Consider the following 20,043-nt stretch of genomic DNA (forward strand, 5'->3'; position numbering starts at 1 on the left):
GAATGGCGCCGTTTCCATTGGGAGGAAAACAAATGCTGAGACGTGAATTCATGAAGCTGGCGGTTGCCGCCGGGATCGGGCTTTCCGGCGGAGCGGCTTTTGCAGCCGATATGCCGGCGCCGTTCGATAAGCCGGAAGAGGTCAAGATCGCGCTGGTGCGTTATCTGTCCACCGGTGACTTCTTCCAGTCCTATCTGTCGGGTGTTGAAAAGCAGTCGGCTGCCCTTGGCGTTGATCTGCGTGTTCTCGACAGCCGTCAGGATGCCGCCCTTCAGGCCGACATGGTCGATCAGGCCATCGCGCTTGGTGTCGACGGCATCATCATCCAGCACGGCCTGACCGAATCCATGAAGGCCGCCGCACAGCGCGCCGTCGATGCGGGCATCAAGGTTGTCGCCTTCGACGTCAACGTTGAAAACGATGCGATCCCGCAGATCGAACAGTCCGACTACCTGCTCGGCAAGCTGGCCCTGGAACAGGCGATCAAGGACAATGGCGACAGCTTTACCGCAGGCTATGTCTATGTGCCGGGCATTGCGCCGCTGGATCGCCGCGACGTCGCCTGGAAGGAAATCAAGGAAGCCAATCCGGGGATCACGGAAGCGGCCATGTTCGGCACGCTTGATAACCCGATTGCCAACTCCGTTGCCAACCAGGCCCGTTCGGTGCTGCAGGCCAATCCGAACATCAACGTCGTCTTTGCTCCTTACGATGAATTTGCCAAAGGTGTGAAGATTGCGGTCGATGAAGCCGGTCTCAACCAGGACATCGCCATTTATTCCGCGGACGTTTCCACGGCCGATATCTCCGCCATGCGCGAGCCGGATTCCGCCTGGGCGGCAACGGTCGCGACCAACCCGGCGGTTGTCGGTGAAGTCAGCGTGCGCACGCTGGCGCTGATGCTGGCAGGTGAAGACCCGGGCAAGCAGGTTGTCGTGCCGCCGACCCTGATCACCCAGGATTTCCTGAACGAGCAGGACGTCAAGAACATGGAAGACCTGGGCCAGAAGATGCCGCAGTTCCAGCATGCCGATGTTTCTGTTGCCGAGTGGATCCCGCTTCCGGCGCGCTAAGGCCAGGTTCAAAAACCCGTCAAAAGAAAACCCGGTGCCTTGGCACCGGGTTTTTTTGTCTGGCAAGGACGGGGCGTGATGTCAGATCGCGCGTCCCGTGTTCACATCAGGGATTGCGAGGCCTGCTTAACGTTCTTCGTCGCGGCGTCTATCTGGGCAGTTGCCGAGGAGATCGACTGCATGTTGGAGGTGATCCGTTCCACGCCCTGTGCGGCCGAATGCATGTTGGAGGATATGTCGTTCGTAACCGCCGATTGCTCCTCGACCGAGGATGCGATGCTGGCGGCGATGTCTCCGACATTCTTGATGACTGCCAGGATCGACTCGATTGCGGCGACTGCCTGACCGGTCGTCTCCTGCATGGAGCCGATCTGATTGGAGATCTCTTCGGTTGCCTTGCTTGTCTGCGCGGCGAGGCTCTTCACTTCGGAGGCAACAACGGCGAAGCCCTTGCCGGCTTCCCCTGCTCTCGCTGCCTCGATGGTCGCGTTCAGGGCCAGGAGATTTGTCTGGTCGGCAATGCCGTCGATCAGTTCGATTACCGAACCGATCGTCTTTGCATCCTCAGACAGCCCGCTCATGATGTCACTGGACCGCTCGGCCTCGGTCGCAGCGCTTTGCGAAACTTCAAGCGCGGTCTGGACTTGGCGGCTGATTTCCTGAATCGAAGCAACGAGTTCTTCTGCCGCCGCCGCGACGGTCTGCACGCTGGAATAGGTCTGTTCGGACGCCGAGGCCGATGTGGTGGCCTGTTCCGTCGTGTTGGAAATGGCCGTGGCGATTTCGGACAGATCCTGGTCGATGCCCTGTTGAACGGTGGCGCGGCGACGTCTTTCGACGACTTGCGGTGTGCGGTCAGTCGCGAATTTCACGACCTTGAAGGGACGACCGGCGGAATCGAATATCGGATTGTAGGTTGCCTGGATCCAGACTTCGCGCCCGCCCTTGCCGATGCGCTTGAACTCACCCGCCTGAAATTTGCCTTCGGCGAGATTCTTCCAGAACTGCCGGTACTCCGTGCTCGCCGCATGGTCCTTTTCGACGAACATGCCGTGTTTGCGGCCCTTGATTTCATCAAGGGAGTAACCCATCGCGGACAGGAAATTGTCGTTGGCGTCAAGGATCGTACCGTCGAGATCGAAATGGATCACGGCTTGCGACCTGTTCATCGCCTCGACCTGGCCTTCAAAGTCGGCGGTCTTCTGCTTGCGCTCGGTGATGTCGAAGGCGATCTTGACAACCTTGACCACCTTGCCGGCGCTGTTGAGGATCGGATTGTAGGACGCATGTATCCAGACCTCCCGGCCGCCCTTGCCGTAGCGCAGGTATTCGGCGGTCTGATATTCGCCTTGGGCCAGCTTTTTCCAGAAGGCCTTGTATTCTGCCGATGCCGCGTGGGCGGGGTCGACAAACATGCTGTGGGGTTTTCCCTGAACTTCATTGAGAGCGTAGCCCATCGCCTTCAGGAAATTGGGATTGGCAGTCAGGATCGTGCCTTCGGGTGTAAACTCGATGATCGCCTGCGAGCGATTGAGCGCATCGAAGGCGGCTTTCCACATGTTCGACCCTGAAAACAGCACCTTGTTCACTCCCGGTTTTTGTCTCTGTTTGGGGACAATATTGTCGTAGCGGAAGTTGAAGAAAGAGTTTCGAAGGCCTGTGGAACTGGGTGATTTAGCTGATTCAGACAACACAAAAAGGTGATCGCGCAATCCTGAGATGGCGCAACGTTTTCCGAAACAACCTCTGGGGGCGGTGTTTGGGTGTCAGGCCCTGGCCTGACGCCGGACACGGCCGAATTCCGAGCTCAGCACCAGTGTACGAAATTTGCGCAACAGGTCCATGTCGAGCTTGCCCTTCATCTCGAACATGATCGCAAAGGCCTGTCGTGGACTGAGGCTGTCCTTGTAGGCGCGTTTTTCTGTGAGGGCGGAGAAGATGTCGCTGATCGTCAGCAACCTGACCCTTTGCGAGATCTGATTGCCCCTGAGGCCGTTCGGATACCCGGTTCCGTCCAGAAACTCATGGTGACACAGAGCCATTTCGACAACCAGCTTTGGTACTTCCTGCCGCGTTGCCAGAATCTCCCGGCTATAAAGCGGGTGATTGTTGACAAGCTCACGTTCTTCCCTGGTCAGTTTGCCGGGCTTGTCCAGGATGGAAAGCGGGATCTTTACCTTTCCCAGGTCGTGCACCAGTGCGCCCAGGCCAAGCATCGTCTGCTCCGCCTCGGAGTGACCGAGCGCACGCGAAAAAGAAACTGTGTGCCCGGCGACCATCATCGTGTGGCAGAAGGTGTGGCTGTGGTGGCATTGAACCGCACTCAACCAACTGTCGAGACCTTCCGTCATGATTGTTGAGGTGATGTCCTGGGCGTTGGTTGCCAGGAGCTGCATGGGCAGGGGAGCGCCGGAGAGGGCTGCGGCCGACATCAGGTTCAAGCCCATGCTGGTGGTTTCAACCGACTTGACGATTTTCTCCGAATACCGGCTGGGGAGCGTCGGTTTGGAATAGTCGCCCACCACTTCGCGTATTTTTTCGAACAGTGTCGCGAATTTTTCCTCGCGATCGATCAGATTGTAGAAGCCGAGTTCGCGCGCCTGCAGCACGCTCTGTCTGCTTTTTGTGTCAACGATGCCGAGCGTCGGCACGGATTGGCCGCTTCTCGAAAAATCCCGAAGAATTTTGATGTGGTCAGTGCCAAGGTCCAGAAAGTCGACAAGAAGCAGCGAGCGGGGCTTGATGTCTCTCAGGTTGGCGCCGGAAAAGGCAATTCGTTTTGTCGGGTAGAGGGTCGCGATTCTGGCGAAACGCGATGGAAAATTTCCGAAATCCACTGCCGCAACTAAAATTTGAACCATGATCAATCGGCATCTGAAACAATTTTGGTTGAAATCAAGGATTGTAGAAAAAACCTAAAAAAGGTTTAGTAAATCTGCCAAGTAAAAATACGAAAGACGCTGCGTGAATTTTGTATCAGGCACTTCTCTTTAACCGCTTTTGTGAATTGACCTGCCTGTAAACGTTAAAGGCATTTGGTGAATAATCGTGTGCAGTGCAGCAAAGTTTTGGGCGTGAGAAAAGTGCTGCGTGACGGTTGTGGGGCTGAAAGTTTCGCCTTTTCAGGTGCTCGATGTTTGCCGTCCTAACCAACGTGCGGGACGGGCTGGCACGTTCAGTCTCTGGATGAGCGCGGTTGGAGGCTGATTGCCGCGACGCGGGGCTCTGATGTCGGGTGTGTTCTGAGCGAAAACCCGATGCCGAAAACGAAAAAGGCGCGGACGATGTCCGCGCCTTCCTGACAAGACAAGTTGTCGTTGGATGGTTGCCTCAGGCGGCTGCCACACCGTTCAGGAATGTTTCCACTTCCTGTTTCAGCTCTTCCGTGCGCGAGGACAGCATTTCCGATGCGTCCAGAACCGATTGGGAAGCCTGTGACGTCTGGTTGACCGCACTGGAAAGGTCGGACATGCAGGACGACACGAAGGTGGTGCCTTCGGCGGCATTCTGGGCGTTCTGCGAAATCTCGCCGGTGGCCGAGCCCTGCTGGCTCACGGCTGCCGCGATGGTGCTGGTGTAGGAATTCACCTCTTCCATGATCTTGGTGATTTCCGCAATCGCACCGACCGAGTCCTTGGTCGCGTCCTGAATGGCCGTGATCTGGGCGCTGATTTCCTCGGTCGCCTTGGAGGTCTGGGTGGCCAGTTCCTTCACTTCCGCTGCGACGACCGCGAAGCCCTTGCCGGCTTCCCCGGCGCGTGCCGCCTCGATGGTGGCGTTGAGGGCCAGCAGGTTGGTCTGCTCGGCAATCGCCTGGATAAGGGTCACCACTTCGCCGATCTTGGAGGCGGAGGCTGCAAGGCCTTCCACCTTTTCGTTGGTCATGCGGGTGCCTTCGGTTGCCCGGCCAACAACTTCCGTCGTCTGGGCCACCTGGCGGGAAATTTCGCTGATGGACGCGGAGAGTTCTTCCGCGGCGCTGGCCACGGTCTGAACGCTCGAGGTCGCTTCATCGGCTGAGTTCAGGGTTTCCGTCGCGCTTGAGGCGCTCTGGCCGGACAGGTCGGAGAGATGTCCCGCGGTGCCTTCCAGGCCATGAACGGTTTCGTTGACCGAGTTGAGCACGTTGGAGACATTGGTCCGGAAGGTTTCGATCAGACGCTGAACACGGTTCTGGCGGTCGATCGCCGCAGCTTCGGACGTGCGCTGGTGTTCGGTCAGTTCGATCCGCTCGACAGCCCTGTCACGCAGGGTGCTGACGGCCTGGGCAAGCGTGCCGATCTGGTCGGAGCGTTCCTTGAAGGGGACTTCGTCTGCGAGATTGTCCTGCGCAATCTGGTCCGTGATTTCCGCAAGGCGTGTAATCGGACGCAGCTGGCGGCGAATTGCGAGGATCAGGAGCACCACCGAAACGGCGACGACCGGCAGCACTAGCATCGCGTAGCGGCTGGTCAGTTCCCATGCATTGGCTTCGACTGCGGCCTTTTCCACGCCGGCATAAAGGATACCGAGAATATCGCCCTTGGCTGAGAAGATCGGCTGGTAAACAGTGAAGTAGTCCTTGCCGAGAATGGTCGCTTGTCCGTGGAAGGTCTTGCCCTGGGTAACGACAGGATAAACCGCGCCGTTCTGACCGAGCTGGGTTCCGACGGCACGCTTGCCGTCACCCTTGATGATGTTGGTGGTCTTGCGCCAGAAATCCTTCGTTTCCGGATCCCAGGCAAAAACAGTCGCGGTCTCACCTGTCATGCGCCCGACGGCGTCGATCATGTCATGGTTTTCGAACACGGGCATTTCGGCCAGTTCGATCCGCTTGACGTTGTTGTTGGCGTCCCAGCTGACCTTTGCCCCGTCGATGCGGTCCTGAAACAGCGTCGCGGCCACGCGAAGGTTGATATCCTGCTTGACCTGGGCACGATCCTCAGCCTGGCCAAGGGCGACCTGATACAGGATAAAGCCCACAACAATCATCGATATTCCAAGCACGCCGGCAGAAATAATTGCGAGCGTCGAAGTCACACTTAATCGGGACAAGAACTTCTTCATCATTTCCCCCAGCGTCATAGTTGGGTTCATCTTTCGTGATTTGCGTAAATTAAGAATGAAGGAAAGTTCGCGTAAAAATAGCAGTGATAATCACAGTTTAGTGAGTGTTTCATAGTTCCGTGAAAGGGCTGCGGTTTATGTTGTTTTTGTGTATTTTCTCCGGATAATCCATCTCTGTACCGATGGAGTTTCTGTCTTGTCGCTTTCCTGAAGCTGAACTGAAATGGGCAGAAACCCTCGGTCAGTCACAAGTATGCTGGAGGAAACATGACGCGCCTGGCCGCTATTTGCCTTTTCCTGCTTTGCATTTCGGGGACGTCCGTCCTGGCGCGAACCGTTACCGATTCCGCGGGCCGTACGGTCGAGATCCCGGATACGGTAACCCGTGTGTTCGCGGCCGGGCCTCCGGCGTCCATTCTCGTCTACGCGCTCAAACCGGAAGCCCTGCTCGGCTGGCCGAGAGCGCTGCGGGACTACGAGAAGCCATTCATCGCCGAAGCCTTCCGAGACCTGCCCGAGACCGGCCGCCTGACCGGGCGCGGCGGGGAGGCAAACCTGGAGCGGGTTCTTGCCCTGAAACCCGATCTGATCATCGATTTCGGGTCCGTCCGCGATACCTATATCGATCTTGCCGACCGTATGCAGGAACAGACGGGAATTCCCTATCTCCTGGTCAACGGCCGCTTCGATGAAACCGCTGGCGCGTTGCGCCTTGTGGGCGAGGCGCTTGGCGTTCCGGAACGTGGAGAGGTTCTGGCCGCAGATGTCGAGGCAACCTTCACCGCACTGACGTCGGCACTCGGTGCCGTGCCCGAGGAGGACAGGCCGCGTGTTTACCTCGCCCGTGGGGCGGATGGACTTGAAACAGGCCTGAAAGGCTCGATCAACACCGAAATCATCGAGAAGGCCGGTGGGCGCAACGTGGCCGATGTGCCTGGGCAATACGGGCTGGTGCAGGCAAGTCCCGAGCAGATTATCGTTGCCAACCCGGACACAATCGTGACGTGGGATCGTAGCTTCTATGAAGCTGTCTGGCAGGATCCCCTGTGGCAAGGCATTGCCGCGGTGCGTGAAGGCCGGGTTTTCTTGTCGCCAACGGCCCCTTTCGGCTGGATCGACAGGCCGCCGTCCGTCAATCGGATGATGGGTTTGAAATGGCTTGCGGGCCTGTTCTATCCCGAGCTCTGGGGTGGAGAGCTGCGTCAGGAGACCGCTGACTTCTATAAGCTGTGGTATCATGTGGACCTGAGTGAAGCAGAGCTCGACACTCTGCTGGAATGGGCAAAGGGGCGGGCTCCCTGACCGGCAAATCTACTCCTTTCACGCGTTCCGGCTTGCTCGTATGGCTCGGCCTCGCACTTGTTCTTGGCAGTTTCGCGGCGCTTCTGATCGGTCCGTTTCCGCTTGCGCCGTCCGAGGCCGTCGGTGTGCTGGCGCGCGTCGTGTCCGGCGCACAGCCTTCGGGAACGCAGGACACGGTTCTCCTGTCGATCCGTCTGCCAAGGGTGGTTGCGGCGCTGCTGGTCGGCGCTTCGCTTGCCGCCGCCGGTGCCTGTTACCAGACCCTATTCCGCAATCCGCTGGTGTCACCGGATATTCTCGGTGTTTCTGCCGGCGCAGGGCTCGGCGCCGTTCTCGGCATCTTCCTGTCTCTTCCTGTCGCGGCAATCCAGCTGATGGGTTTTGCCGGTGGTCTAGCCGCCGTTGCCCTCGTCGGTTTTGTGGCCGCGACGGTGCGGGGTGGAGACAGCACGCTTGTGCTTGTGCTTGCAGGTGTCGTCGTCGGTGCGTTGGCGGGAGCGGCGACATCCTTGCTGAAAGTGCTGGCTGATCCTTATGACCAGCTTCCGGCGATCACCTTCTGGCTGCTGGGCAGTCTGGCAGGGGTGAAGGCTGGCGATATCCTTCCGGCAGTACCTGCAGTTCTGTTCGGCCTTGTCCCGCTGTTCCTGTTGCGCTGGCGGATCAACGTCCTGTCCCTGGGGGATGAAGAAGCAAAGGCGCTTGGCGTGGAAGCCGGTCGGCTGCGGCTTGTTGTCATTTTCTGCGCGACCTTGATCACCGCGAGCGTCGTCGCCATTGCCGGTGTCGTTGGCTGGGTGGGGCTGGTGATACCGCATATCGCCCGGATGATCGTTGGCCCTGGTTTCGGGCGCCTGTTGCCGGCAGCAGCCCTGCTTGGTGCGGGATACCTTCTCGCCGTCGATACGCTGGCACGCACGCTCTCGGGAACCGAAGTCCCGCTCGGCATTCTGACCGCCGTTGTCGGTGCACCATTTTTCCTGTGGCTGCTTGCCAGGGGGAGGCGGGCATGGGCGTGAAGCTGAGGGCTGAAAACCTGTCCATCGGCTATCCGGGCCACGATGTCGGGAGCGAGTTGAACCTGACCGCTTCCTCCGGCGACGTCTATTGCCTGCTGGGGCCCAACGGGTCCGGCAAGACCACTCTTTTCAAGACGCTTCTGGGGCTGTTGCCGGCGCGTGGCGGCACGGTGCTGGTGGAAGGACGACCGCTGAAATCGCTGTCCCGTGCGGATATCGCGACGCGGATCGCCTACGTTCCACAGGCACACGCCGCGCCCTTTGCCTTTCCGGTTCTGGAAGTCGTGCTGATGGGCAGAACCGCAAGACTGCGTGCCTTTCAGCAGCCCGGCCCGCGCGACAGGGACGTTGCGTTGGCGGCGCTGGAAAGGCTCGGTATCGGGGAACTCGCCGGCGCAGACTATACGCGGCTTTCCGGCGGACAGAGGCAGCTGGTGCTGATCGCCAGGGCACTCGCGCAGGAAACACGTGTCCTCGTGATGGATGAGCCGACAGCCAGTCTCGATTTCGGGAATCAGGCGCTGGTGCTTTCCGAAGTTGCAGGTCTTGCGGCGGACGGCCTGACCGTTGTGCTGTCGACCCACGACCCTGATCACGCCTTTGCAATCGGAACCAGGGTGGCTTTGCTTCACGATGGTCGCATCAAGACGGATGGGCCCCCAAAGGAAGTGCTGACAAGCGCTGCTCTTTGCAAAGTTTACGGTGTCGATGTGCGGATCGAACAGCTGGCCGATGGCCGCACCGTCTGCCTGCCGTCACTTGCGCGCAAGCGGGAAGCGGTGCAGGTCTGAATTGTGTCTTGACTCATTCATAACTCCGCGGTTATTAATTCAATCAATAACCGCGGAGTTATGAATTTGAGTGAGCCAACACCTGACCTTCTGTTTCGGACGCTGGCCGACCCGACCCGGCGGGCGTTGTTCGAGCGGCTTTGCCGCGAGGGCGAGCTGACGGTGCGGGTGTTGACCGATCAGTCTGGTGTCTCCCAGCCTGCGGTTTCCAAACATCTTGGCGTCCTGAAGGAGGCCGGGCTTGTCACGGACCGCCAGGACGGCAGGCAATCGCACTATAGCGCCAGGCCCGGAGCGCTCGCACCGCTGGTCGACTGGACCCAGCGCATGAACGTGTTCTGGGAACGCCGGTTCGACGATCTGGAAGACCTTTTGAGAAGAATGGACCAATGAGTTTCTCGGACGAAGATACCCTTGCTGTTGTCGTGGAACGGGAAGTTCCCTTTCCCGCGGAAAAGATCTGGCGTGCGTTGACCCAGCCCCACCTGATCGAGGAATGGCTCATGAAAAATGCCTTCAAACCGGTTGTAGGTCACCGCTTCGACCTGAGTGCCGACTGGGGAATGGTTGATTGCGAAGTCCAGTCGATCGAGCCGCATAAAGCGCTGGCCTACAGCTGGAACACCAAGGATCTTCGAAGCACAGTGACCTGGACATTGACCCCGACGGATAACGGCACCCTTCTGCGTATGGAGCAAATCGGCTTCACGCAGGAGCAGCTGCCCTACTATCGCGGTGCAAGCGCCGCCTGGCCCCGCTTCATGGAAGCGCTGGAAAGCGTTGTTGCGCGGCTGGACGATGCCGGCAAAGACGCCTGATAACCGCAAGGAGGACGACCATGGACAATCAAATGTCCCCCGCGCAACAGATCGACGCCAGGATCGCAGACCTTGACGACTGGCGTGGACGCACACTGGCGCGGATGCGCGCCCTCATCCACGAAGCGGTTCCCGATGTTGAGGAAACCTGGAAATGGCGCGGTGTTCCCGTCTGGGAAAAGGATGGCATCATCTGCACTGGAGAGACTTACAAGAAAGCCGTGAAGCTGACGTTCGCAAAAGGCGCATCACTTGATGATCCGGCTGGTCTCTTCAATTCCAGCCTGGACGGCAACGTGCGCCGGGCAATCGACCTGTTCGAGGATGCAGTCATCGATGAAGCGGCGCTGAAAGCCCTCGTTTGTGCAGCCGCCGAGCAGAATGCCACTGCCTCGGCTGCCAGGAAAACGCGCAGGAAATCAGCCCAGGTCTGACAGTCCGCCACGTGGCGGACTGAGCGCACACCCCCAACTCTCAAGAACCCTTTGCTGACGGATCTTTCCGGCAGACGGGATCTTGCGTCGTGATTACCAGGAGCAAACCATGAATTGGAACAAGATCATCCGTCAGCTGCACCGCTGGCTGTCCATAGCCTTTACACTGGCCGTGGTTGTCAATCTGGCTGCCATGGGGCAGTCCGAACCGGCACTCTGGGTCGGATTGCTGGCGTTGGTGCCATTGATCTTCTTGCTGGTATCGGGACTTTACCTTTTTGCACTGCCTTATGCCGAAAGGTGGCGTCGGCAGGCACGGTAACGGGCAGTCGATCGGAGGATAGCCCGAATTCGGCTTCCAGGCGCCGTTGGCCGTCAGGCCAACGGCATCGTCGTGCCCTATCCTGGAAACTTTATCGTGAAATAGGGGGCAGGGGCGTTTTCCCCCGGTGCAATCAAACCTGGAACGGGATTGTCATCCGGTGTCAGGGACTGCAGGTAGCTCGCAAGAGCTTCGGCGTCCTGTGTGGTCAGTCCGGCGTATGCAGGCCAGGGCATAACGGGAATGAGCAACCGTCCGTCTGGTCGAACGCCGGTCGTCAGGGCCGTTACGATTTCTTCCGTACTCCAGGATCCCGCACCGCCATTGGCGGGCGTGAGGTTCGGACCCCAGACAATGCCTGCCTGCGGAATTTCAAAGCCGACATTGCCGCCGATGAGCCCGGCTTCGGGCATCGGTGCGCCGTTCGGTCCGCGCGGACTGTGACAATCAGCGCAAGCCATGATCCGGGCAAGGTAGGCTCCACGTGCAGCCTTGTTCTCATCCGCGGACACGGATCCTGAAAAGGCCGCGAGCACGGCAAAAGCCAGAATGGTTCTCTGGAAGACACAGCAGATCATTGCCGTCTCCTAAGCCGCGGCCTGACCTGGAAGCATTTCCAGGCCGTAGTCGGGAGCAAGTTCCATGAAACGTTCTGCTCCTTGCGTGCCGGCTTCGGCAGCGCGTGCGAACATCGTTTCGAACCCTCCGGGCGTAACGGTGACATCGAGCCAACCCTCGACATCGCCGACATTGCGAAACGCATGCGGGACACCACGCGGCAGGACGACGACATCACCTTGATGGACGTCGAAGACTTCATCGGCGCACCAGATGCGGAAATGACCTTCGCGGACATTGAACATCTCGTCTTCCTTGTGATGGATGTGCAGGGGCACACCTTCTCCGGGCGGAACGATTTCCTCAAAAAAACCAAGCCGTCCGCCGGTATCGGCACTCCGCACCCTTAAGCGGCGGAAGCCGAGTATTTCGTTTTCGCAAGCGTCCCGGTGCGCCGCGATTGCGGCTGCATTAAAAATTGCTGTCATAATGGGTCTCCTCAAACCGCAAACTGCGGCGAGGGCAAAAAATACGACTTTCCCGAAATTGCGGAAGTGGTGATACTCCGGACAGTTTGTCCGGTTTCACAGGACGTTCGCATGGCACTCTTTGATGCAATTGAGATCTTCGCCCGGGTGGTTGAAGCCGGAAACATTACCCGGGCCGCCGAGCAGCTCGGCTTGTCCAAATCCCGTGTCAGCGAATGTGTCATTGCCCTGGAGAAACGTCTGGGGGTACGCCTCCTCGACCGAACCACCCGTCACGTTTCTCCGACCGAAGCCGGTGTGATCTTCTACCAGCGCTGTACCCGTGCACTGGAAGAGGCACACGCGGGCGTAACTGAAGTGATGGCGTATCAGGAAACCCCGGTAGGCCATATGCGGATCGGTGCGCCTGAAGCTTTTGCTGACCGGTTTATCATTCCGGCACTCGGGTCTTTTCTTGCAGAGAATCCGCAAGTGACAGCTGAAATCGTCGAAGACATGCGCATGGTCAACCTCGTTGAGCAGCGTCTCGACCTGTCGATAAGGATCGTGCGTGAACCGGAACCTGCGACAATTGTCCGTAAACTCGGCATGTCGGAGATCCTCGTCTGTGCCGCACCGGACTACATCGCGAGGCAGGGAGCGCCGCAACTTCCTGTCGACATTCCGGACCACAAGTGCATCGGGTTCGCTGCGCTCTACTGGGCACGGGAATGGCCGTTCTTGTCGCCACAGAAACACACCGTTTCACTGTCTCCCGTGATGATTTGCAACAGTACGGCATCGCTACGGGCAGCGGTCCTGTCGGGTATCGGCCTGGCGGCACTACCCCGTTGGGCGGTTGCCACTGAGCTGAAAGAGGGTGCCCTCGTCAGGGTGATGCGGGACTGGACGCTACCTGAAAGCGGCATTTATGCCGTCTATCCTTCAAACCGACTGGTGACGGCGAAGGTACGCCGCTTTGTCGATCACCTGGCGCCGATCCTGCGCCAAAGTCTAAGCGACATGCCGGACATGGACGTAGCGCAAGATGGGTATCCCGCAGATGGCATAAATGCAATTTCGGATGGTTTGCGTCCCGACGAACAAGCCGCCAGTTTGCTTTGATCTGCGTTCATTACCATTCGGTATTTGGCGGCTGAAAGGCGCTGCTTGACTGTAAATCGATGCGGACAATTGTTCTTGTCGTTGAGGTGTTCGTTGCGAAAATACACCCAGTAGTAGTAATTCAGGCGGAGTCGAGGAGCGGGTTTAAGTAAATTTTTCGAAAAAAGTACCGATGTATTCCCCAGATGGGGAATAGGAGATATGCCGTAGGGGCATAAGATCTTCCTGGCTGCGTCGGGGCGGTATGGCTGTTTAAGCTGGAACGTCTTGTTTGGTGTCAGCTGTGTTTTTGCCGGTTGCTTACTCGAGGGGCGGTCGGTCCTCGAAATTCGTTTCGGGTGTTTTTTAAGCTATCGATACTGGCGTTAGGGAGCCGGGTGAGGTTGGAACTACCCGCTTGCAGCCCGCTGCAAAGTACCGGTTCGAATCCGGCTCCCATATTCCTCTCACACTTGTAGATCCATTGTTCCGATCTGCCAACGTCCTTTTGCCTAGCTGGCAAAGAGCAGCGCACTGCCTGCCACAACGCCTGCCGCGCCTACCCAGGCGCCGAGTGCCGGTGCTTCCCTGGTTCGCCACCACATCATCGGTAGCATGAGGACGGGTGTCGTTGCCGACAGGGTCGCGATGATGCCGACTTCTCCGCCGGACAACGCGAACAGGATCAGCGTCATGCCGAGACCCATGCCGAGCAAGCCGGAAATGGCGATCAGGCCGACGACCGGAAGCGTAAAGTTTCCCGCCGGCTTGACCCAGCTGACCGGAAGGCGTGTCAGGAGCAGCAGCCCCACAGCTGCAACGCCGACGCGTATGCTGGAGGCTGCGACCGGGTCAGCGCCGGTTTCCATGATCGGACGGGCAATGAGGGAGCCGACCGACTGGGACAGTGCCGCGGCAAGGCCGAGAAGCACGCCAATCCATACCGGACCCTTGATGTTTTCCCATTTGTGAAGCTGGGACTTGCGCTTGCCGAAACGGATGGCCAGCAGGACACCCAGAAAGGTAAGGCCGATACCGACCATCTGCGTGGGGCTGAGGTCTTCGTTCAAGAGCAGCCAGCCGAGGATCGCCGACATGGGGGCATTCAGAGAAAACAGCATTGCGGTCCGGCGTGGACCCATGCGGTTCAGTGTCAGGAAAAGTGCGGTGTCGCCAAGAAAGATGCCGACGAAACCGGACAGGACAAGAGGCAGCATCTGCGCGTCGCCGATGGAGCTCCACCCCGTGGTCAGGAACACCCAGGCGCACAGCATCAATGCCACAAGCACCATGCGGGTACAGTTGAAGGCAATCGCGCCGAGATGCTGGGCGGGGCCGGTGGACAGAAGACCTGTCAGCGCCCACAGGGCAGCCGCGCCGAGGGCTGCGGCTTCATAGAGAAACATCGGGTCAGGTCCGTAGCAGATCGTCCTCCGGACCGGGCACTTTGCCGGTCCAGGCGGCTTCGAAGAAGGCGACTTCCAGTTTGCTCATCTGGCGGAAAAGACCCGCAACGCGGGCTTGCTCGGGTTCCGGCAGAGTGGGGCCGATCCGATCCATTTCCGCCCGGATCCAGGCCACGAAGGCCTCGAAGCCAGGCACGGCGTGCAGATCAATCCACTCGGCGAGATAAAACGCATCCGGGCGCGGTTTCTCCGCTTCGCGCTGGCCCCAGGTCAGGTAGCACCATTCCGCGCAGAGAAGGCATGCAAGCCCTTCGGCGTAACTGCCTTGTCCGGACGATTTCAGCAGGAGCTGCGAGAAGGCGCGGGTCACAGGGCCCTGTGCGGCGGTCTGATAAACCCGCGGTTCCACGCCGAGCGCCTCGAACGAGCGCAGGAAGTAGTCGTTTTCCTCCGAGGTCAGCAGAGCAAGGAAACCGGATAGCCGCGACTTGGAGGGCATTCCGGGGGCTTTGGCGACGAGATATCCCAGAGTGGAGGCGAGATCCGTGACGAAGGTGTAATCCTCGATCAGATAACGCGCATAGGCTTCCTCCGGCATGGTGCCGTCGCCGATCGCAACGGTGAAGGGATGGCTGGTCGCATCGCTCCAATAGGGCTCGGCGCAAGCTGCCAGCCAGTCGGTGAAGCGTCCGCCGGGAGTGCTTTCAAGGAAGTCGCTGAACGACCCGTCAAATTCAGAGGGCATGGGAGAAAACTCGTTGGCGGCCTTTACGAACGCCGGGAACAGGGGATGACAGAGGTGATGCTGTTTTCGCGGCCTGTCAACATCAAAACCTGTCGGTCGCCGGCAATGTTCGGGTTTGTGGCGTTGAGCTAAGTGTTGTCGCTTCATCCCTCGACGTAGCGCGTCGAGCTTGCCCGGAAAGAGGAAACCCGGGGCCTGGATCGATGGGTCGGGGGGCTGCTCGGCAGGGTGTCGGGAACACGGTTCCCGGTTCAGGACCTTTGCAGTGCCGTTGTCCGGATGACAGTCGGCAGGCCACAAGAAAACGGGCGCCCGAGGCGCCCGTTTGAACTGTCGATCAGGCTGCTGCCTTTTTCGGCGTGATCAGGCCGCGGTTGACGAGAACCTCGGCGATCTGGACGGCGTTGAGCGCCGCACCCTTGCGCAGGTTGTCGGAAACGACCCAGATGTTGAGGCCGTTTTCAACGGTTGCGTCCTCGCGGATGCGTGAGATGTAGGTCGCATCTTCGCCAGCACTTTCGTAAGGCGTGATGTAGCCGCCATCTTCCTGCTTGTCGATGACAAGGCATCCCGGAGCTTCGCGCAGGATGTTGCGGGCTTCTTCAGCGGTGATCTCGTTTTCGAACTCGATGTTGACGCTTTCCGAATGACCGATGAACACCGGCACGCGAACGGCGGTGCAGGTCACCTTGATGGACGGATCGAGCATCTTCTTGGTTTCCGCCAACACCTTCCATTCTTCCTTGGTGTAGCCGTCTTCCATGAAGCTGTCGATGTGCGGGATCACGTTGAAGGCGATGCGCTTGGTGAACTTGCTCGGCTCGATCGGATCGTTCACGAAAACCGCACGGGTCTGGTTGAACAGTTCTTCCATCGCTTCCTTGCCACCGCCGGAAACCGACTGGTAGGTGGAAACGACGACGCGCTTGATCTTTGCGTGATCATGCAGCGGCTTCAGCGCCACGACCAGCTGGGCGGTGGAGCAGTTCGGATTGGCAATGATGTTCTTTTTCGTGAAACCGGCAACGGCATCGGCATTCACTTCCGGCACGATCAGCGGCACATCGGCGTCGTAGCGCCATGCGGAAGAGTTATCGATGACAATGCAGCCCTTGGCAGCGATCTTCGGCGACCATTCCTTGGAAACGGTGCCACCGGCGGACATCAGGCAGATGTCGGTGTCGGAGAAATCGTAGTTCTCCATGGCCTGAACCTTCAGCGTCTTGTCGCCGAAGGAGACTTCGGTGCCCTGGGAACGGCGGGAAGCGAGGGCGACGACTTCGTCTGCCGGAAAGCCGCGCTCAGCGAGAATGTCCAGCATCTCGCGTCCGACATTGCCGGTAGCGCCTGCAATTGCGATCTTGAAACCCATCTTTGACTAGTCCTTGTCCGTCTCCCCGCTTCGCCAGCCGCCCGGTTCTGGATGGGCGTGGCCGGCTCCCGGCGCCTCCCATCCCCGGGGAGGCGGGATGAGCGGCACCGTCAAGCGGTGGTCTTGGTGGTCTTGGTAGTGCGTTTAAGAGCGGTTGCGGCAGCCGTCCGGGGCTCGCCGCGCATGAAGGTAGCGCTGGCAAGGGCCTGGGACATCATATCCAGAATGTCGGCTTTCAGCCGGGTCATCGGGGCTCGCAATCGTCAAAACTTGAGACGGCGGTGTTTTTGCCCGGAAATCCCTGCGAGTCAACAAGGAATAGGCGGGTGTTGCCAGCTAAGTGAACGAATTGATGCCGTTCGGGAACAGTCGAATAGCTGCAGCCTCGGCAATTTCACCGAAAGAAGACCTTCGCCAACCTTGTCTTCTGGCGTGGATCTTTCCGTTTTTTGTCGGTCAGGTGGCAAAAAGCCGTCCCGGTCCACGGTCCGTCGTCTGCAGGTTCGCCAGATGCATCATGTGCCATGCGAGTGCCAGGTTGGAGCTGATGACGGGTTTGGAAAGACGTTTCTCGCAGGCTTCAATGACAGACAGCGTGCGCAAGTTGGTGCAGGAGGCAAAGACGGCTTCTATCTCCGGATCCTTCCCCACCTCGCAGATTGCCTCTTCCACGGACCGCAGGCTGATCCTTGCAACCACGGCTTCTTCCGCTTGCCCGAAAGAACCGACACTCAAGGGCGTTATGCCGTTTTCTTCCAGGAGACGGCAGAGTGCGTCGGAGACTTCCTCCACATAGGGTGAGACGATGGCGATCCGTGAGACACCAAGGTGTGCAAGGGCTGCAACGACTGCGCGAGCGGGGTCGGTCACGCGTGCGCCAGGGTGAGTTGCCTGGATCGCACCGGCGACCTGATCCGATCCGATCACCGTTGCGCCGGACGTGCAGGCATAGGCAATGACGTCGAGTGGGCGCGTTCCCGGCAAAAGGGCTGCGGTGTCCGTCAGCCGGGCTTTCATCTGCATGAGTTTTTCCGAGGTGACTTCGGAAGCGCTCTCGATTCTGGCGTGAAGCAGCGAGACGCCTTCCTGATCAAAGAGAGGCCGGAACTCGCTCTCGATGGTTTCGTCAACCGACAGCAAGATCAGGCCGAAAGCCGCTTTGGTTGCCGATCCCCTGTCGCAGTCGAAGGAAAGTTTCATGCCGCGGTTCCAGGTATTCTAGCGGGTGATAACAGGAATGTCCGGCCCTGCCGGCACGGTCAGGAATTCGGGCGCGCCGTCTCGAATGACGATGTTTTCCTCGTGAACCATCATCCTGCCGGGTCCAAGCGAGAGGCTCGGCTCCAGCGTCAGTACCATGTTCTCTCGAAGTGGGGTCTCGTCGAAGCCGGTCAGGCTGGGCGCTTCGGTAAGCTGCATGCCGAGCCCGTGGCCGAGCCTGCCGACGTCACCTTCGCCCTGGTCCAGCACCTTGGCCATGGCCTGGAATAGATCGGCACAGGTACGGCCCGGGCGGGCAATTTCGGCGGCTGCCTCAACGGCCCGGACAAGTGTTTCATGGGTGGATCTGACGGCATCACTCGCCTGGCCGATCGCAAAGTTGCGGTCAAAGTCGCAGAAATAGCCGTTTTTGGTTGCACCCGTATCCAGCATCAGGACGTCCCCTTCCTGTAGGGGGCGGGTCGACGGGGGAGAAATGACATCGCCGTAGCCGCCCTGTCCGGCTCCGCCGACCAGATAAGGCACGTCGTCCGCACCTTGCTTCAGAAGTTCGATCCGGAAGGTCCGGAAAACCTCGTTGAGCGGTTGGCCGGTGTGGATAAGCTCCGGTGCCCTGGCAAATGCTGCCGAACCGATACCGCAAATCTTGCGCAGGAGAGCAATTTCACGTTCGGATTTCACCATCCTGAGGCTCTGGATCAGACCGGTTCCGTCCAGATATTCAGCGTGGTTGGTGAGATCTCGAAGGCGCTGAAAATCACGAAGCGGCATGCGAAGCGCGCTTTCCCGCCCCATCGGCATGGCGATTTTTGTAAAGCCCTTGAGGGTGTCCGCGAGCAGGGCGATGCCGTCATCGACGGGGTGCGGAGCGGAAAACACCCGGATATCGTCAATCCAGGTGCTCGCCATCAAGTGCGCGCCGATCTGCGGAATGACCGCAATCGGCTTGCCGTTTACCGGCACCACGAGGAACCAGGGTCGCGTGGGGCTCTGCCAGAACAGGGTCCGGAACCCGGTGAAATAGCGCATTTCGGCTTCGGTCGTGAAAAACAGCGCCTCGATGCCCTGGGAATTCATGGCTTTTTGGGCTGCTTGCGTGCGCGCGGCAAATTCGTCTTCAGGAAAATCCTGTTCAGACATCTTCCGGTCCTTCGGAGAGATAGCAGAGCACCCGGGCTTCAGGTCCGAGGCCGAGGGGCGATGCTCCGCGACCTGCGTGTCGAACGGCTGTGATGCCGCCCGCACCGGATGGCGTCGTCGCGATGCCGTTGTTGCCCAGCCAGTCAACCGTTTCAGCCGCCTCGCTGTCAGAAACGGTCACGAAGAAATCGGCTTCCGTGGCCAGGTACTTCAGCGCCAGATGCGAGGGTTCCTTGCAGTCTAACCGGCCCATGTTCGACACCGGACCGGACGCCGTGACGGGCTTTCCGGCTTCGATGCTGGCCATAAGGGCGGGTGCGTGTTCTGGCTCCGCCACGACGATGGTGACATCGTGGCCCCAGGTCAGGCGTGCGCCGACGGCACAGGCGGCGGCAAGTCCGCCGACACCCGCCTGCAGGAAGACATGCGTGGGTGGTGTCTTGATCTGCCGGGCAATTTCCGCGGCCATCACAAGATAGCCCTCCATGACGTCGTGTCCGGCGGCGGTCATGCCCGGCCAGGTGCTGTCCGGCAGCAAGGTCCAGCCTTCGGCCTCGGCGCGCCTCTGGGCTTCCGTCATGCTGTCTTCATAGGTGGCTCCGACCCGGACAACATCAGCGCCCCGGGCCTTGAGGCGGGCCTCAAAGGCGCTTGGAACACTATCGGCAACGAAGACGACAGCCCTGGCCCCAAACAGCGGAGCGCCTGCGGCAAGGGACATGCCGTGGTTCCCGGCACTCGCACAGACAAAGGTCATGCCGTTGAGTGCGGAGGAATGAAAGGGGGCAAGCCCGTCACGGATGCGCTGGTCAGCCAGTTTGGCAATCGCATAGGCAGCGCCAAGCGCCTTGAAGCTGCCAAGGCCCATGCGCTGCCGTTCGTCCTTGAGGGCAAGGTTCTCGATAGCAAGATCGGCTGCTAGGTCATTTGCATTCAGCAGCGGGGTTTCATCCGCACGCGGGCATTTCCGAAAAAGGTTCTCTGCTCCGGCGACGTCCTGCGACACGGATCCATCCGCAAGCCCGCTTTGCTCGGGAAGGCCTCTGCCGAGGAAAGGGTTTTTAAGTGTTTTCATCGTCTGCCCCGCGCGGTTTCCCGGGCAGGTCAGCAGCTCTGAAGGCCGGTTGCAAGCGACTTGCGGAAAATGACGGTTACGAACCAGACCGGGCCGTGTCCGAGATGTTGAGCCCGGTTGCGAAAAAGACTTGCCTGTTGCTGATGAATC

The 20,043-nt window shown here is 59.3% G+C and carries 21 protein-coding genes; 9 read left to right on the forward strand and 12 right to left on the reverse strand.

The window, feature by feature from the left end; all coding sequences use genetic code 11:
* Positions 1-50: 50 nt before the first annotated feature.
* Positions 51-1,073, forward strand: a complete 1,023-nt coding sequence (locus FIV05_RS08530; protein WP_286202304.1) for a substrate-binding domain-containing protein — start codon at positions 51-53, stop codon at positions 1,071-1,073.
* 101 nt (positions 1,074-1,174) lie between these two features.
* Here the strand turns inward: FIV05_RS08530 and FIV05_RS08535 are convergent, their stop codons facing one another.
* From FIV05_RS08535 to FIV05_RS08545, 3 genes are all read right to left on the reverse strand, one after another.
* Entirely contained in the window at positions 1,175-2,632 is a 1,458-nt protein-coding gene (locus FIV05_RS08535; RefSeq protein ID WP_152511869.1) for a PAS domain-containing methyl-accepting chemotaxis protein, read from the reverse strand.
* Positions 2,633-2,839: 207 nt separating this feature from the next.
* Positions 2,840-3,934: an HD domain-containing phosphohydrolase gene (locus FIV05_RS08540; RefSeq protein ID WP_152509252.1), complete on the reverse strand. Its 1,095-nt coding sequence runs from the start codon at positions 3,932-3,934 to the stop codon at positions 2,840-2,842.
* A 469-nt stretch (positions 3,935-4,403) separates the two neighbouring features.
* On the reverse strand, positions 4,404-6,044 hold the full coding sequence (locus tag FIV05_RS08545; RefSeq protein ID WP_209009909.1) for a Cache 3/Cache 2 fusion domain-containing protein: 1,641 nt from the start codon (positions 6,042-6,044) through the stop codon (positions 4,404-4,406).
* Positions 6,045-6,386: 342 nt separating this feature from the next.
* Between FIV05_RS08545 and FIV05_RS08550 the strand changes: the two genes are divergently transcribed.
* From FIV05_RS08550 to FIV05_RS08580, 7 genes are all read left to right on the forward strand, one after another.
* Complete coding sequence (locus FIV05_RS08550) at positions 6,387-7,421, forward strand: iron ABC transporter substrate-binding protein (RefSeq protein ID WP_152509254.1); 1,035 nt, start codon at positions 6,387-6,389, stop codon at positions 7,419-7,421.
* Positions 7,397-8,440 (forward strand): iron ABC transporter permease, encoded by a 1,044-nt coding sequence (locus tag FIV05_RS08555; RefSeq protein ID WP_152509255.1) that lies wholly within the window; start codon positions 7,397-7,399, stop codon positions 8,438-8,440. Before FIV05_RS08550 ends, FIV05_RS08555 begins: the two co-directional genes overlap by 25 nt.
* Positions 8,437-9,231 carry an ABC transporter ATP-binding protein gene (locus FIV05_RS08560; protein ID WP_152511870.1) on the forward strand — a complete coding sequence of 265 codons (795 nt, stop codon included), beginning with the start codon at positions 8,437-8,439 and terminating at the stop codon, positions 9,229-9,231. The genes FIV05_RS08555 and FIV05_RS08560 overlap by 4 nt, the downstream gene beginning before the upstream one ends.
* Positions 9,232-9,291: 60 nt before the next feature.
* Positions 9,292-9,624 carry a metalloregulator ArsR/SmtB family transcription factor gene (locus FIV05_RS08565; RefSeq protein ID WP_152509256.1) on the forward strand — a complete coding sequence of 111 codons (333 nt, stop codon included), beginning with the start codon at positions 9,292-9,294 and terminating at the stop codon, positions 9,622-9,624.
* A complete protein-coding gene (locus FIV05_RS08570; RefSeq protein WP_055659748.1) occupies positions 9,621-10,049 on the forward strand; it encodes an SRPBCC domain-containing protein in 429 nt (142 codons plus the stop codon). Before FIV05_RS08565 ends, FIV05_RS08570 begins: the two co-directional genes overlap by 4 nt.
* A 20-nt stretch (positions 10,050-10,069) precedes the next feature.
* Positions 10,070-10,483: a DUF1801 domain-containing protein gene (locus tag FIV05_RS08575; protein ID WP_152509257.1), complete on the forward strand. Its 414-nt coding sequence runs from the start codon at positions 10,070-10,072 to the stop codon at positions 10,481-10,483.
* Positions 10,484-10,592: 109 nt separating this feature from the next.
* A complete protein-coding gene (locus FIV05_RS08580) occupies positions 10,593-10,805 on the forward strand; it encodes a hypothetical protein (RefSeq protein WP_055659743.1) in 213 nt (70 codons plus the stop codon).
* A gap of 77 nt (positions 10,806-10,882) precedes the next feature.
* Here the strand turns inward: FIV05_RS08580 and FIV05_RS08585 are convergent, their stop codons facing one another.
* Positions 10,883-11,383 (reverse strand): c-type cytochrome, encoded by a 501-nt coding sequence (locus FIV05_RS08585; protein WP_152509258.1) that lies wholly within the window; start codon positions 11,381-11,383, stop codon positions 10,883-10,885.
* Positions 11,384-11,392: 9 nt separating this feature from the next.
* Entirely contained in the window at positions 11,393-11,851 is a 459-nt protein-coding gene (locus tag FIV05_RS08590) for a cupin domain-containing protein (RefSeq protein ID WP_152509259.1), read from the reverse strand.
* A gap of 111 nt (positions 11,852-11,962) precedes the next feature.
* Here FIV05_RS08590 and FIV05_RS08595 point away from each other — a divergent pair, with 111 nt between their 5' ends.
* Positions 11,963-12,955, forward strand: a complete 993-nt coding sequence (locus FIV05_RS08595; protein WP_152509260.1) for a LysR family transcriptional regulator — start codon at positions 11,963-11,965, stop codon at positions 12,953-12,955.
* Between the two features lie 491 nt (positions 12,956-13,446).
* Here FIV05_RS08595 and FIV05_RS08600 read toward each other — a convergent pair whose 3' ends face one another.
* From FIV05_RS08600 to FIV05_RS08625, 7 genes are all read right to left on the reverse strand, one after another.
* The gene (locus tag FIV05_RS08600) at positions 13,447-14,340 is read right to left on the reverse strand and encodes a DMT family transporter (protein WP_152509261.1); all 894 of its coding nucleotides are present in this window, start codon (positions 14,338-14,340) and stop codon (positions 13,447-13,449) included.
* Positions 14,341-14,344: 4 nt separating this feature from the next.
* Positions 14,345-15,085: a TenA family protein gene (locus FIV05_RS08605; RefSeq protein WP_152509262.1), complete on the reverse strand. Its 741-nt coding sequence runs from the start codon at positions 15,083-15,085 to the stop codon at positions 14,345-14,347.
* Positions 15,086-15,422: 337 nt separating this feature from the next.
* Positions 15,423-16,457, reverse strand: a complete 1,035-nt coding sequence (locus tag FIV05_RS08610) for an aspartate-semialdehyde dehydrogenase (RefSeq protein ID WP_152509263.1) — start codon at positions 16,455-16,457, stop codon at positions 15,423-15,425.
* A 110-nt stretch (positions 16,458-16,567) separates the two neighbouring features.
* Positions 16,568-16,705 carry a hypothetical protein gene (locus FIV05_RS31555; RefSeq protein ID WP_006937785.1) on the reverse strand — a complete coding sequence of 46 codons (138 nt, stop codon included), beginning with the start codon at positions 16,703-16,705 and terminating at the stop codon, positions 16,568-16,570.
* Positions 16,706-16,913: 208 nt separating this feature from the next.
* Positions 16,914-17,657, reverse strand: a complete 744-nt coding sequence (locus FIV05_RS08615) for an aspartate/glutamate racemase family protein (RefSeq protein ID WP_152509264.1) — start codon at positions 17,655-17,657, stop codon at positions 16,914-16,916.
* Between the two features lie 18 nt (positions 17,658-17,675).
* Positions 17,676-18,818, reverse strand: coding sequence for a Xaa-Pro peptidase family protein (locus FIV05_RS08620; RefSeq protein ID WP_152509265.1), 1,143 nt, complete (start codon positions 18,816-18,818; stop codon positions 17,676-17,678).
* Positions 18,811-19,893 carry a pyridoxal-phosphate dependent enzyme gene (locus tag FIV05_RS08625; RefSeq protein WP_152509266.1) on the reverse strand — a complete coding sequence of 361 codons (1,083 nt, stop codon included), beginning with the start codon at positions 19,891-19,893 and terminating at the stop codon, positions 18,811-18,813. The genes FIV05_RS08620 and FIV05_RS08625 overlap by 8 nt, the downstream gene beginning before the upstream one ends.
* Positions 19,894-20,043: the final 150 nt, after the last annotated feature.

Origin of the sequence: Labrenzia sp. THAF191a, from assembly GCF_009363335.1 — a bacterium.
In the GTDB taxonomy this organism is placed as follows: domain Bacteria; phylum Pseudomonadota; class Alphaproteobacteria; order Rhizobiales; family Stappiaceae; genus Roseibium; species Roseibium algicola.